The 12,670-nt window shown below is 42.4% G+C and carries 15 protein-coding genes; 11 read left to right on the forward strand and 4 right to left on the reverse strand.

Features of this window, described 5'->3' with window-relative positions; genetic code table 11:
- Window positions 1–310 precede the first annotated feature (310 nt).
- Both ACFVVF_RS03150 and ACFVVF_RS03155 read right to left on the reverse strand, forming a co-directional pair.
- Window positions 311–1,069 carry an aminotransferase-like domain-containing protein gene (locus ACFVVF_RS03150; RefSeq protein WP_387808787.1) on the reverse strand — a complete coding sequence of 253 codons (759 nt, stop codon included), beginning with the start codon at window positions 1,067–1,069 and terminating at the stop codon, window positions 311–313.
- Entirely contained in the window at window positions 958–1,695 is a 738-nt protein-coding gene (locus ACFVVF_RS03155; protein ID WP_387805311.1) for a GntR family transcriptional regulator, read from the reverse strand. The genes ACFVVF_RS03150 and ACFVVF_RS03155 overlap by 112 nt, the downstream gene beginning before the upstream one ends.
- An 80-nt stretch (window positions 1,696–1,775) precedes the next feature.
- Between ACFVVF_RS03155 and ACFVVF_RS03160 the strand changes: the two genes are divergently transcribed.
- The 8 genes from ACFVVF_RS03160 (at window position 1,776) to ACFVVF_RS03195 (ending at window position 8,684) form a co-directional block, all read left to right on the forward strand.
- Complete coding sequence (locus ACFVVF_RS03160; protein ID WP_387805313.1) at window positions 1,776–2,357, forward strand: NAD(P)H-dependent oxidoreductase; 582 nt, start codon at window positions 1,776–1,778, stop codon at window positions 2,355–2,357.
- Window positions 2,358–2,454: 97 nt separating this feature from the next.
- Window positions 2,455–3,162, forward strand: coding sequence for a hypothetical protein (locus tag ACFVVF_RS03165; RefSeq protein WP_387805315.1), 708 nt, complete (start codon window positions 2,455–2,457; stop codon window positions 3,160–3,162).
- A gap of 148 nt (window positions 3,163–3,310) precedes the next feature.
- Window positions 3,311–3,742 carry an organic hydroperoxide resistance protein gene (locus tag ACFVVF_RS03170; protein ID WP_387805316.1) on the forward strand — a complete coding sequence of 144 codons (432 nt, stop codon included), beginning with the start codon at window positions 3,311–3,313 and terminating at the stop codon, window positions 3,740–3,742.
- 142 nt (window positions 3,743–3,884) lie between these two features.
- Window positions 3,885–4,715: an isocitrate lyase/PEP mutase family protein gene (locus ACFVVF_RS03175; protein WP_387805318.1), complete on the forward strand. Its 831-nt coding sequence runs from the start codon at window positions 3,885–3,887 to the stop codon at window positions 4,713–4,715.
- Window positions 4,716–5,120: 405 nt separating this feature from the next.
- Entirely contained in the window at window positions 5,121–6,065 is a 945-nt protein-coding gene (locus ACFVVF_RS03180; RefSeq protein ID WP_387805320.1) for a phosphotransferase family protein, read from the forward strand.
- Window positions 6,065–6,799 carry a hypothetical protein gene (locus ACFVVF_RS03185; RefSeq protein WP_387805322.1) on the forward strand — a complete coding sequence of 245 codons (735 nt, stop codon included), beginning with the start codon at window positions 6,065–6,067 and terminating at the stop codon, window positions 6,797–6,799. Before ACFVVF_RS03180 ends, ACFVVF_RS03185 begins: the two co-directional genes overlap by 1 nt.
- A gap of 45 nt (window positions 6,800–6,844) precedes the next feature.
- Entirely contained in the window at window positions 6,845–7,372 is a 528-nt protein-coding gene (locus tag ACFVVF_RS03190; RefSeq protein WP_387805324.1) for an AAA family ATPase, read from the forward strand.
- A gap of 784 nt (window positions 7,373–8,156) precedes the next feature.
- Complete coding sequence (locus tag ACFVVF_RS03195; RefSeq protein ID WP_387805326.1) at window positions 8,157–8,684, forward strand: hypothetical protein; 528 nt, start codon at window positions 8,157–8,159, stop codon at window positions 8,682–8,684.
- Between the two features lie 318 nt (window positions 8,685–9,002).
- Here ACFVVF_RS03195 and ACFVVF_RS03200 read toward each other — a convergent pair whose 3' ends face one another.
- The gene (locus ACFVVF_RS03200) at window positions 9,003–9,713 is read right to left on the reverse strand and encodes a class I SAM-dependent methyltransferase (RefSeq protein ID WP_387805328.1); all 711 of its coding nucleotides are present in this window, start codon (window positions 9,711–9,713) and stop codon (window positions 9,003–9,005) included.
- A gap of 227 nt (window positions 9,714–9,940) precedes the next feature.
- On the opposite strand from ACFVVF_RS03200, the gene ACFVVF_RS03205 reads away from it, so the two are divergent.
- On the forward strand, window positions 9,941–10,351 hold the full coding sequence (locus ACFVVF_RS03205; protein ID WP_387805329.1) for an LSm family protein: 411 nt from the start codon (window positions 9,941–9,943) through the stop codon (window positions 10,349–10,351).
- Window positions 10,352–10,390: 39 nt separating this feature from the next.
- Complete coding sequence (locus tag ACFVVF_RS03210; RefSeq protein ID WP_387805331.1) at window positions 10,391–10,897, forward strand: hypothetical protein; 507 nt, start codon at window positions 10,391–10,393, stop codon at window positions 10,895–10,897.
- 118 nt (window positions 10,898–11,015) lie between these two features.
- Here ACFVVF_RS03210 and ACFVVF_RS03215 read toward each other — a convergent pair whose 3' ends face one another.
- Complete coding sequence (locus tag ACFVVF_RS03215) at window positions 11,016–11,669, reverse strand: suppressor of fused domain protein (protein ID WP_387805333.1); 654 nt, start codon at window positions 11,667–11,669, stop codon at window positions 11,016–11,018.
- 273 nt (window positions 11,670–11,942) lie between these two features.
- Between ACFVVF_RS03215 and ACFVVF_RS03220 the strand changes: the two genes are divergently transcribed.
- Window positions 11,943–12,566: a TVP38/TMEM64 family protein gene (locus ACFVVF_RS03220; RefSeq protein WP_387805335.1), complete on the forward strand. Its 624-nt coding sequence runs from the start codon at window positions 11,943–11,945 to the stop codon at window positions 12,564–12,566.
- Window positions 12,567–12,670 lie beyond the last annotated feature (104 nt).

Here is a 12,670-nt window from a genome sequence, read left to right on the forward strand (position 1 = left end):
GTATGGGTACATCACCATAGTTGCAGACGGCGATTTTCGGCATGTCACAGATTAACTTCATTTGAAGAAAGAATTGGTATTAAAAATGAACGATGAATTGGTTATTAACTGGAGGCGCCAACTGCGTTAAAATTCAGGACATTGGTTTAGCGGGAAGGAGCGTGATGAATGACTTGTGACAAAATGTTTATGCCGTGCCTGATCTGATCCTCAGTAAGATTAGCATAGCCGAGCATAAAAGCAGGACGAGCGGGCTTCTGCAGAGCAAAGTAATCCGTGGCCGGATAAATTTGTATGCCTTCAGCCAGGCTCATACGCTGTATGCCGTGGCCGGATAAATTTGTATGCCTTCAGCCAGGCTCATACGCTGTATGTGTTGAACATCAAGCTCCGTGTCCAATTCAATCATTAGATGAAGACCGGCTTCAGCTCCGTAGACCGTTACCCGCTTCCCGAAAGACTGCTTTAGGGCATGTACCAAGCATGATCGCCGTGCAGCGTAGATTCTGCTCATTTTGTAAACATGTCTCGCATATTTGCCTGTTGTAATGAAGCTTGCGAGCGCTTCTTGCTCAAGAACGGGACTTAAACGGTCTGTGATCCATTTAACAGCCATAAATGCCGGCTTCAAATAAGCGGGCAGAACGACATAGCCGAGCCGCAGTGATGGGAATAAAGATTTACTGAAGCTGCCGATATAAATCACATTTCCCGAAGGCAGCAGTCCGGCAAGGGAAGATTGTTTATTGCCTTCATACCGGAATTCACTATCGTAATCATCTTCAACGATTAGTGCATGATGAGCGCTTGCCCATTCCAGCATTTGCAGGCGGCGTGCCAGCGACATGGTAACACCAACCGGAAATTGATGAGACGGAGTAACATAGATCAGCTTGGGCGGCTTTGCTTTTTCTGACGTACGTTCATTAATTTGGTCCACACATAATCCATCACGATCTACAGGAACAGGCACAACTTCTGCACCGGAGAAGGCAAATAGATCACGCAGCACGGTATGCGCAGGATCTTCATCAACAACCGATCTCCTTCCTGAAGCAGCACCCGGGATAAAATATCCAGAGCTTGCGTGGCCCCCGTTGTAATAATGATATGGTCCGGATCCGCATTCAGAGAACGTGTGTGCCGTAATAGAACGGCAATTGCCAATCTCAGCGACAATGATCCTTCAGCAGCTGCATAGGTTAAGTGCTCGGGGGTCGACTGCCGGCAAGCTTCGGAGAGACAGTTTGCCCATTGTTCCATAGGAAATTGATCCCATGCCGGTATTCCGTGCTTGAAATCAATTATCGGCCGAGGCTGCTTATTGTCAGATGCAGTCCATAAGGGCAGATCAGCAGCTCGCTGCATCAAGTCAAGAACCTTGCTGTTTAGTTCGGCGTTGTAAGTCTCGCTAGTTTTATTGGCCAGTATTGTAACTGGCTCGGATGGTGCATTCACATATGTTTTGGACCCTTGCTGCGACAGGATAAAGCCTTCACCTTGCAGTTGGCTGTATGCTTCCAAGACGACGGTTCTGGAAACACCAAGCTGTTCCGCAAGAACCCGCGAAGGGGGGAGCGCCGTCTTGTGCTGCAGCAGGCCTGTTAGTATCGTATGACGCAGCTGCTCGTAGATCTGTCTATACAAAGGAACGGTAGCATCGTTATCTATGCGGATCAGAATTTCTGAGATCAAGCGAGTTCACTCCAAACGATAGAATCTAGCTATATTTTTAAAAAAGTATATCACAGCTTGTGGAAGAAGGAGGAAATTAAATGCAAATCATGCTAATACTAGCTCATCCCAAGAACGGGAGCTTTAATCACGCCATCGCAGAGCGAATTCATGAAAGCTTGCAGATGCTGGGACATGCTGTATGGTTCCATGATCTTTATGAAGAAGCGTTTGATGCTGTGTACAGGTTCGAGAAATTAGATCAAGAGGATGTGCTGGTACAGAGGCATCGTGATCAGCTAACTAATTGTGACGGGCTTATCATTGTGCATCCCAATTGGTGGGGACAGCCTCCGGCAATATTGAAGGGATGGATCGACAAAGTGCTGGTAGAGGGCGTGGCTTACGGCTTCGATCCAGACGATAATGGCGGCGGCATTCCTGTTGGTCTGCTTCACGCAAAGCATGCGCTTATTATGAATACATCCAACACACTGCTTGAACGGGAACAGACCGAATTTCAAGATCCGCTTGAGACGATATGGAAAAATTGCGTACTGCGTTACTGCGGCATTGACAATGTGGAGCGTACAGTATTCCGTGTTATTGCGGACAGCACTTATGAGGAGCGAACAGCATGGCTAGCAGAGGCGGAAAATAAGGTGCGGCAATATTTCGCATAGCCTGTTTATATAGTTCGATATTACTATTTTATTCCTGTTCCTTTACACCTGAATCTGCTATTATATAGCAAATAACGGAAAGGCGAGGAACATAAGCATGGCTACTAAGTTGAGTTTCACATTATCTTTTATTATTTCACTTCTTATCGCATTCATTTGCGGCGTGTATTTCTCGGATGAAGTGAAGTCTAAACTCAATCTCGCAAACGATAAAACATTGGCTTATGACCGGAATGAACCGGCGCCAGCTGTAGCTGGGGAAAAAGCTGCTTTAGAAGATGAGCAAAAGACGGCATTAGATGAAGAGCAGAAGACGAATACGGAAAAGGAACCAGCTATTGATGCTGTAGAAGAAGAAAAAGAGACATCTGGTGACGGGAATCAAAGCGGCAATGAACCGGCTATTGACGAATCCGAAGGGAACCGAGTGACAGCGGAAGATCGTTTCAGTGAGCCAAATAAATTCAAATATGCCATTAATTCCGCGAACGGTATCACACTGACGTGGCAAGTAAATAATTTGACAGGCAAAACGATCAATTACTATAACGTTAAACTCAGCACGTTTAATCCTGTAGGTGATCCTTCGTATGACGAACACTCTGGAAAAAATACCTTTAAGCTTCGTTATGTCGGACCGATTGAGCCTGATGATACTCTAGTTGTATTCAATCTCTTCTCTTATCAAGGGGCATTGGAATCGATCCGAATTGATGAGGTTGAACTGGAATATGCGGACGGCACCAAAGAAACTGTCGTCTACGATCGTACGACTTCAGACAACAGCGGGCTCCATGCCAGATAGGTATATGCCATACAAAAACAGCCGATCTTCTGATCGGCTGCTTTTGTTATGGAAGTGATGAGGATAGAAATATCATGCTATAGGCATACTAGCGCAGAAACAGGGGATCGCGCTGGAAAAGTTAATCATGAAAAGGAGAGTTATAAAGATGGATGTTATAGAAAAGAAACTGTACACAGCTACTGTAACAGTAGAAGGCGGCAGGGAAGGCAAAGCGTTATCCAGCGATGGTGTTCTGGATATGACCCTAAAGGTTCCTAAAGAATTAGGAGGACCGGGCGGACACGGAAGCAATCCGGAGCAGTTATTCGCAGCCGGATTTGCCGCATGCTTTGAAGGCGCGATAGGCGTTGTTTTGAGGAAAAAGAAAATGAAAGCAGAAGGCACCCAAATCACATCGCATGTGACGATTGGCAAGGATGCCAACGATGGTTTTGTCTTGTCCGTATCCATGGACATTTCTATTAAGGGGCTGGAATCGAGTGTCTCGAAAGAAATCGTCGAGGAAGCTCATGAAGTTTGCCCTTATTCTCGAGCAACCCGCGGAAATATCGAAGTTATCACAAACGTAGTAGAGTAAGAGACTATGGGATAAAGTTCTTGTTGGTTATTTTCACAAGAATTTTATCCCATTTTTGATCTGATCACATTTTCGCCAGCAGACAAGTTAATTAGCTGTGATATGATAATATTTGTGAATATAAATAGAAAGGAGTGCTAGTATGAGTAATCGAAAAGATCAGTATATACGGTTCAAAGAGCTTCATCATCTATCTTCTACGTTAATTCTGCCAAATGCTTGGGATGTAAGCAGCGCGCGAGTGTTTGAGGCCGCTGGTTTTGAAGCAGTCGGTACAACAAGTGCTGGAATTTCTGCTTCTCTTGGTTATATGGATGGGGAAGAAGAACTGCCATTCGCAGACCTTTTAAATATCGTAAGTAAAATGACCCGGTCTTTGTCTATCCCTGTTTCTGTTGATATCGAGCAGGGATATGCACAAGATGAGAATACATTAGTACAAAATATTACCCGTCTAATTGAAGCTGGGGCTGTAGGAATCAATATTGAGGATGGGTTTCAATACTTAGAAAATGAAAGTAAAGAAGCTTTTAGTATGGCAGATCGAATAAAGGCGATTAAGGATCATTGTAACCGATTAGATGAGCCTGTTTTTATTAATGCCAGGGTGGATACTTATTGGCTGCAAGTATTCACTGAAGAGGAAAGATTAACGCGTACGATCGGGAATGCAAACTCTTATTTAGCCGCAGGAGCAGATTGTATATTTATACCTTCCGTCGATCATATAGAGCTAATGGAACAATTAATTTCCCAAATAAATGGGCCGATAAATTTCCTGCTGGGGAGAAACACGCCAAGTCGAGACATTTTGTCAAAGATAGGTGCGGCACGATTAAGTACGGGTTCAGCTCCTTTTAGAAAAGTAACCTCTGCACTCCAAGCTCTTAGCTCGGAGCTCCGAGCAGGAAGCTATGAGTCATTGATTAAAGATAATATGTCGTATTCGGAAATGTTTGATCATTTAAAGTAAAGCTGAACTTGTCTAACATCAGCTGATAGAATTGCTTCGAAGTGAATATGGCTTGACGTCTGAGAAGCGAGCGGTTAGACTATAACAAATATGTGAAATGGTGGGATAGCGAAATGATGATGAATGTGTTCCTGACAGCAGTTATCGGTTAATCGATATCTGAATAATACATGAACTTGCTAAAGGGTTTCAAACAGCAGCCTGTCCAAGGTTTGTTTGTGTTGCCTGAGTTCATGTACTACTGTCATGAACATTCATCATTATAGCTATGTATACATGAACCTCAAAGGATTCATTTTCTTTGTGATCTCATGTTGCCTTTAGCCGTAGATGGACATCTGTTCATCTACGGCTTTTTTGCGTTCATTTTACTATATTTGTTTAAATGAAAAGGAGATATGAAGTATGCATCTAAAGCCAGATGTATCTATTACAACGGTTCAAACGGTATTACAGCAGCACTGGGGGCGTCCTGCGGAGGAATTATCTGCAGTTGCTGAGAACGGCAATTTCAGCACCGTCTATTATTTTTCAATGGAAGGGACACAGTATGTCATTCTGTTTAATCAAGCTGATCAGGGGGAGGATGGCTACCTAAGAGAGCAATACATTGCTGACTTACTATCCTCTCAAGGTGTGCGCTATCCCAAAATGCTAGGGAAAGGGATTACAGGAAGCTATCGTTACTGCATTTCCGAGCGTATACAAGGGAATGTGTTGGCTGATTGCCAGCCCTTACAGAAGGTTGATCTGCTTGATGATTTGGTGCAATCAATTACTGCCATGAATCAGGTTCGACTATCTGAAACAACAACCGGATTCGGGCCTGTGAGGGAGGACGGCAACGGACAATTTCCCTCATGGCTAGACTTTATTCAGACATTTTATGCTGAGGATCAGACGGGGACTTTCTGGGAAAACTGGCATGATCTCTTTCATACCACTTGCCTGGAACGGGATGTCTTCGATGAATGCTTTGGCCGGCTGCTTACGTTTAACCAATACAATGCGCCGTACCGTCATTTTGTCCATAATAATTGTCATGCCTGGAACATTCTATCGGATGGCAAAAGGATCACGGGCATTATAGATTCCAATGCGTTATACGGCGATTTTCTCATTGATATCGCGACGATTGAAGATGCTGTACCAGGCAGGGATGTGGCAGAGGCATTCCGTATTTATGCTGAGCAGACAGGCAGGCCGATCCACAACTTTGATGCGAGACTGACCGGGGCAAGGTACTTTAAGGGTCTGGATGGCATGCGATTCTATGCGAAAATGGGCTATACGGACGCCTATGCCGAGCTCCGCGATAGCTTGCTTGCGCTTCCAACGGTATTTCGATAGTGGAGTACTTATATGAGAAGCAAGTCAATAATTATGAAGATTTCGCAAGCGGAAGGGTGCTGTACAATGCCCGCGGCACAACTTCTTTTCCAGTCAGACTAGCCAGTGAAATCATTCAAAGATGCTTCAATTTACTCGAGATAAAAGGAAATAAAGGTCCTTATTCCTTATATGATCCATGCTGCGGAGGAGCGTATATGCTTACTGTAGTTGGTCTAATGCACGGCCATCGAATGAATCAGATCTATGCTTCCGATGTTAATCCTGAGGTTCTTCAAGTAGCAGAACGAAACTTATCTTTACTTTCGCCAAGCGGATTAGCTAAGCGTAAAGAACAATTGATCCAATTAACGGCTTTATTTCAGAAAGAATCACATAAAGAGGCTTTAGCTAGCTTGGAGAGACTGTATGGATTTGCAACACGATTAAATATAGAAGGGATATTCGTGTCTCAAGGCGATATTACAGCGACTCAGAAGAGCAGCGAGCCGCATTGTGAGGTTAATATCATTATGACAGATTTGCCCTATGGCGGCATAGTCAATTGGAGAACGGATAGCTCAGACCCGGTATCGGATTTCTTTGATCAGATCCTGCAACGGTTAAATCCAGATCGATCGGTTGTGGCTATTATTGCGGATAAAGGCCAAAAGCTGAAGCACAAAAGATTTAAAAGGCTGCAATACTTCAAGATAGGGAAAAGGCAAGTCGGGATATTTGAGCCGATCCGTTAGTTAATTATTTAAAATATAAGATGGCAAACGAAAGGTGGAGTATATATGGGAAATGAACAAAACTCTCTCATGATGAAAAAAATACCACTATTTATTGTGACAGGCTCAAGCGGGTCTGGAAAAACCTACGTGATCAATGAGCTTCGAAAAATATTACCTGATTTTGATATTTTTGATATCGACAATCTTCGCGAATTAGGTGTTTCTGACGAGCAGCAAATACGAGAGGTTTGGCTTAGGGTTGCACGAAATACGGCTGAAAGCGGGCGGATGACTATAATCTGTGGAACAGCCATGACATGGGATATTGAGAAATGTGTGGACTATCCTTATTTTAAGCATGTCTATTATTTGAATTTGCATTGTGATGATGCAACCCGTGAGAAACGATTACGTGAAAGAAATTGGCCGGAAGACATGATTCAGGACTATAAGGAATTTGCAAAATGGCTGGTTGATAATGCGGAGAAAGCATACAACCCGCCAATGCCTATTGTCGATACTTCGGTTGCCGAGGTAGCAGTTGTAGCAGCTCGAATTAAAGAATGGGTAGATAAATACGCATACGTGTAAGTCAACGCTTTCAGAAAAGATGGATAACTGCGAGTCAGTTGTCTATCTTTTCTATTCTGTTGTTTTGGGTGCTGGTGCGGGTATAGAATCGAAAGTTGCTTTTAACAATCCCGCCCAGAATAATGATGACTCTAATCCACTGAGGCCAACTTATAGCTTCACCCAGCACTAAAGACGACATGATAATGACGACCGGCAAATAACGGTCACTGCATAGTGCCATAATTTCATTTAATCATGCTCCTCCTTTGTGAACGCAAAAAAGCCACACAAATGACCGTACGGTCTTTGCATGGCGAAAATAGAGGTTACTCTCCAGAAAAGTCCACTTCATCCAAAATGGTTTTAGGCAGATATTCAAAAGCTTTTATAGTAAAAAAGCATGCTTTGAATATTGTCAATTGCTATATACAATAAAGGTACATGTACATAGGATATTAACCATGAGCATATACAGCAGTGAGAAGGTGATGAAATGAAGTTAATCGGCAGCATAACAGAACGAGACTTTAGAGATGAATTGATGAGATCGCATGATCATCTGTTTAATTATGCAGCAGAAGGTATTTCAGTATTGCAATAATCGAAACTAACCGTAATGATTTAAGTATAGAGTCTATTATAGAAACAATGACAATATCAGAATATTTGATTGGATTGAGTAAGATTAAACGTATTAAAGTAACAGTTGCACTAGCGATGGCAAGAGAAGATATTGAGCGCAGTACAGCAGCGGACGCATAACGACCCAATGAACAAAGTCATTTTAGGAGGGAGTATTTAGATGATGTTTGAAAATAACGTATGGACTTTTAAAACAGATTATCCTTCATTTTTGTATTGCCGGGACATATTAATTGATTTGATAAGTCGATTTCCTCTAAATCAACAAGAAGCAATAAAACTGATAAATACAAGGTGGGCACATATAGAAGAAATTATTGAAGGGGACATCACGTACCATGAATTACCTAAGTTTTGGTCGTCAGATATGTATTGGGGAAGAGATTCGCGTTGGTGGAAACAAGGAAATGAAAGAGATAGTTATAATCTGCCTGAATTAAAACCATATCGACCGGATATTGAAACAACGTATGAGCTATGGGAGCCGCTTAATAACAGCTTAACTGATAGCGAATATGTTGACGATTATGTATTTGTTGATAACAGGGAAATTAATGAATTGATAGAACACCAGCTGATCATTGGGCAATACAATAAAACATGGGAAGTGACGTCAAAAAATTATAGAGAAGCATTGAAGCTATTGCATGAGTATAAAGGATGGGGGACGTATTTTGAACTATACTAATGTCCAACGGAAGTCGCATAAACTGCGGCTTTTTTTGTTGTAAGATTAGCAAAAAATCCATTATTTTCTTGACCATGAAACTGACCGTGTTATCCTTAAGAAAAGGAACTTTGGCACTCTAAGGTGTAGAGTGCTAAAAGAGATTTCAAAAGAAGATCAACGGTGGTAAATATTAATAATTTCTGTATTGTTCTTGGAGCTAATGGAGATGAATGAATGGACAATTAAACTAACGGAATAATATAGTTCAATCATTAAAGCGGCAGCAGATCGAAGGATCTGCTGCCGCTTTTCATCTTCACTCAGGTATTCCAACATTCAAGCTTTCCAAGCCGTAATGACCGTGCTGCCCATTACATTGGAAAACTTGCTCATCAGGCGTTCATTTTTCATCATCATGGCAACTGCATCAGGTTTTGTAAACAATTCGTGATCGATAATCCTTAATGAATCGTTATCATTGGCCTGTTGTTTTATTTTGGAAAAAGCAGACGCGGAGTACTTATGAAACCTTGAATTGCTCATCAGCTTCAGCCATTCCGGAACGGTTCGCATATGCTGCAGTCCGTAAAACGACTGTAATTTTTTCTTTTGCACCATGGTTAATGTTCTGGCAAATGCCAGCTCGCGATCGTATAGAACTCCTTTTGGCTTCAGCACTCGCCAGTATTCATGTATAGCGGAGCTGCCTTGGGTAAAAGCCGTAACTGACTCCGTAAAAACCGCATCAAACGTCTCATCCGGGAAAGGAATAGAAGTGGCATCCGCCTGTACGATGCGGACGGGCAAATTGCTTATTTTCGCGCGATTTAGTGCTTTATGAATCATGTCTTTGTTACGATCTATCGCAGTTACGTTACAGCCTAAGCTGGCTAAATAACATGCAGTCCGGCCTGTGCCGCATCCTGCCTCTAGAATTTTCGTGCCGCGCGGAAAGCTGATTTGAGTAATTAACTCTTTGGTCGCTTGAAAACCGCCAGGATGCGCACTTCCTTCGCCGAGCCGTGCTAATAAGGTAGGGTAATCCATCGCCTTCTCACCTCTTCCGATATTCTATTCATAACCTCCGTCATGACTGCGCCCATTTCTTCGCTTCTTTTGAATAACTGCTCTGTTGTCATCTTTCAGCCTTTATCATGGCTTGAGAGAATCGAGCACATATCTTTTTTTTTCAAATAGAAGACAATCGTACAAACCTTATAACAGATTTTTTCATAGTCTAAGATATACTGCATCAAATTAGGAGGAATAAGATTATGCAGGAAGTTTATCCGGTTAGCCAGAAGACGATCTATCCGTACATCGGACGGAGGGTTAGTGCGGTTACGCATGACGGGAGGCATTTTATCGGTACTATAACAGGAGTGAAAGACGGTAAGTTAATGGTAGAGGACTGTACGTTTGACAAGAAGCCTTTAACTCTGTCGTCCGTTCGAAACGGAAAGTCTTCAACCAAACAAACCCGCTCCCAGCACAAAGCCAGAATATCCGGTTATTATGACAGTTATAGTAGCGGCTATAACAATTATGGCGGGAACTATAACGGCTACGGTGGCGGCTACGGCGGGGGTTATGGCGGAGGTTGTGGCGGGTTCGGTGGCGGCTGCTTCTTTTTTCCATTTGCAATTATTGCTTCGCTTTTCATTTTGCCTTTCTTCTGTATTTAATTGTGGACACGATTACCAAACGTGAAAAGAGGAATTGCGATGGCATCCAGGAAATCTCCTAAAAAAAGAGAGCCTGAGGGAAGAGTTCATGCAGTCAAAAAAGCCAGACGCTGGGTCGGTCAGCCCGTTTGTGTGCTGTTAAACGATGGCCACTGTTATATCGGAACGGTGCAAGCCATTTATGATCATAAGCTAATTCTTTCCGACACTAGAAACTGCGGGAGAGTCAAGCATTCTGATCGTTCCAAGACACCGGAAGTCCAAGTATCGGGACTGCTTGATACCCTGATAGGAGGAATCGGTGCGCTCAATTCTTTTGGTTCAATGGCATCAGGCTTATTCAAGCCCGTGTTATCCGGTCCGTCAGTATTGTCTGGAGCGGGCAGTCCTGCAAATCAAAAGGATGTAAAAGGTCAGTCAGGGCCGACAGGTGGAGGGCAGCAGAGCGGTTTTTTCGGATCTATTACACAAATGCTGCCGAATATCCAAGTTGGTCTTAAAATGGTCAAGTCGATAATGCCTTTAATGGGGATGTTCAAAATCTGATGCTCTATTCTGTATATGTTGAGCCTGCCGGGAAATTCTGGCAGGCTTTTTTTGGGGGGAAGAAGGCAGCCAGTATTGTCGGTGCCTTCTCTTCGCTAACGGACAAGTTAGTACTGTGCTAGAAGATTCCAAAAACCTTTTTGCAAGTATTTTTACGGTTCAAGTTAACGACATCATCCGTACCTACCTTATTGAGCTTGGCAAACAATGCCTCCATACCGTTTTTGAGCTTATAGTCCATTTCCTCTTGATATATTGGAATTAATGAGAAGAAATGTACGACTATTTCACTGGAGATAGATAGATTGAAAAACTCTTTTTTATCCTCGACGTCTGGAAGTGAAAGCAGCATACCTTGAAATTTAACGTCCTCGCTATAAGGCTTCGCCGGTTGACTATTCGCAAGGGTATGCCCCATGTAAAGCCAGGTCTGATGCTCATGCGGAAATCTCGCCACTGTTTTCAGAGCACGAAATGGCCAGTAGTTTCGTTCATCTTTAAAATCTTCATCCGAGATCTTCCAAGAAGGGGGCAAGCAGATCATAAGTTCAGCATAACTGAAATCCTCCGCACCCTCCGGAACCGTCATAGGCAATTCACTCATTCCATATGTAACCAAAGTATAATAATTGCGTTTCGAAGTTGGGGCGGCCACTATAATGTCAATCGCTGTAAGATCCGAAATGATTTCCCGAAACACGCCTTCAATTGGGCCAATATATTTTTCTACATGGGCATAAAGCTTCTCATAATTCTCTGATGAACGAACCATATGATTATCTCCTCTTTCAATTATATGATAAAATAATAATTTTCGACAATTTCCATCATTATCCTTCTTTTGAAGGTAATAAGATCAGTGTGCATGACTCTATTAGAGTTATAGCTATAAGAATACAGGGTACTGCGACTCAGCAGGTCATTTTACATCGTCTTAGTGTTTAAGTTATATTTGAGGTTACATAGCACGACAAGAGTGTTCCTTGTAACTTATATTAATCCGCTTCAAACGAAAATAGGCACCTAGCCATTAAGGAATATAAAGATGAAGTACTTTAAATGGTATGTTTTTTCCTTTTATTTGATAGTAATCTTTGTCACAATTAATAATCAAGAAGCCATTTTCAACTGGATACGGGCTGACGGCAGCGGACAGTTGGGGATCATTTTTATATGTGCTATACTACTTGCCACTATACCTTTCGTTCCATTCGGAATCGTTGGGGCGATAATAGGCGCAAAGTACGGATTATTTCTTGGTGGAATCGTAAATTTAGCAGCATCTTCAATTGCAGCTGTACTTACTTATCTCTTATTTCATTCTCTTTTTCGAAAACAGGGGCTAGCCTATACCGTAAAGTCTGGCCGGATACAATTCATTGAGAGATCGATCCGTAAGAACACGTTTTGGTCTGTTTTTATAGGTAGGTTGATACCCGTCATGCCGGCGTTTTTGATCAACTGTTACGCCGGTACATTTAAGCTCGCGTTTAAGCCATTCCTGATTGCGACTGTTCTAGGGAAGATACCGGCCATGCTAGTATTTGCATACGTCGGGAATAATGCTGTAACAGGTGCTAAACAATGGTTGTTGGTTCTCACTATTTATGGTTTGTTTATTCTGATTATTTTTAGTATTTATAAGATGTATATTAAAAGAATCGCCTAGTAATTTGAGCTATTTCTTTAAATGGCGTTTAACGCGTAATAAGTATAGAAGGCAGAACTAAATTATTGACGGAATTTTAAAAGGATCTCTCAAGCCTGTGTTTT

The organism is Paenibacillus sp. NPDC058174 (assembly GCF_042883865.1).
Lineage (GTDB): Bacteria > Bacillota > Bacilli > Paenibacillales > Paenibacillaceae > Pristimantibacillus.

Coding starts and splice junctions, on each gene's coding strand:
- ACFVVF_RS03190 (WP_387805324.1), top strand. CDS start 6,845: ATGGGAAATGAACAAAACTCTCTCATGATGAAAAAAATACCACTATTT.
- ACFVVF_RS03175 (WP_387805318.1), top strand. CDS start 3,885: ATGAGTAATCGAAAAGATCAGTATATACGGTTCAAAGAGCTTCATCAT.
- ACFVVF_RS03160 (WP_387805313.1), top strand. CDS start 1,776: ATGCAAATCATGCTAATACTAGCTCATCCCAAGAACGGGAGCTTTAAT.
- ACFVVF_RS03200 (WP_387805328.1), bottom strand. CDS start 9,713: ATGGATTACCCTACCTTATTAGCACGGCTCGGCGAAGGAAGTGCGCAT.
- ACFVVF_RS03210 (WP_387805331.1), top strand. CDS start 10,391: ATGGCATCCAGGAAATCTCCTAAAAAAAGAGAGCCTGAGGGAAGAGTT.
- ACFVVF_RS03165 (WP_387805315.1), top strand. CDS start 2,455: ATGGCTACTAAGTTGAGTTTCACATTATCTTTTATTATTTCACTTCTT.
- ACFVVF_RS03220 (WP_387805335.1), top strand. CDS start 11,943: ATGAAGTACTTTAAATGGTATGTTTTTTCCTTTTATTTGATAGTAATC.
- ACFVVF_RS03205 (WP_387805329.1), top strand. CDS start 9,941: ATGCAGGAAGTTTATCCGGTTAGCCAGAAGACGATCTATCCGTACATC.
- ACFVVF_RS03180 (WP_387805320.1), top strand. CDS start 5,121: ATGCATCTAAAGCCAGATGTATCTATTACAACGGTTCAAACGGTATTA.
- ACFVVF_RS03170 (WP_387805316.1), top strand. CDS start 3,311: ATGGATGTTATAGAAAAGAAACTGTACACAGCTACTGTAACAGTAGAA.
- ACFVVF_RS03215 (WP_387805333.1), bottom strand. CDS start 11,669: ATGGTTCGTTCATCAGAGAATTATGAGAAGCTTTATGCCCATGTAGAA.
- ACFVVF_RS03195 (WP_387805326.1), top strand. CDS start 8,157: ATGATGTTTGAAAATAACGTATGGACTTTTAAAACAGATTATCCTTCA.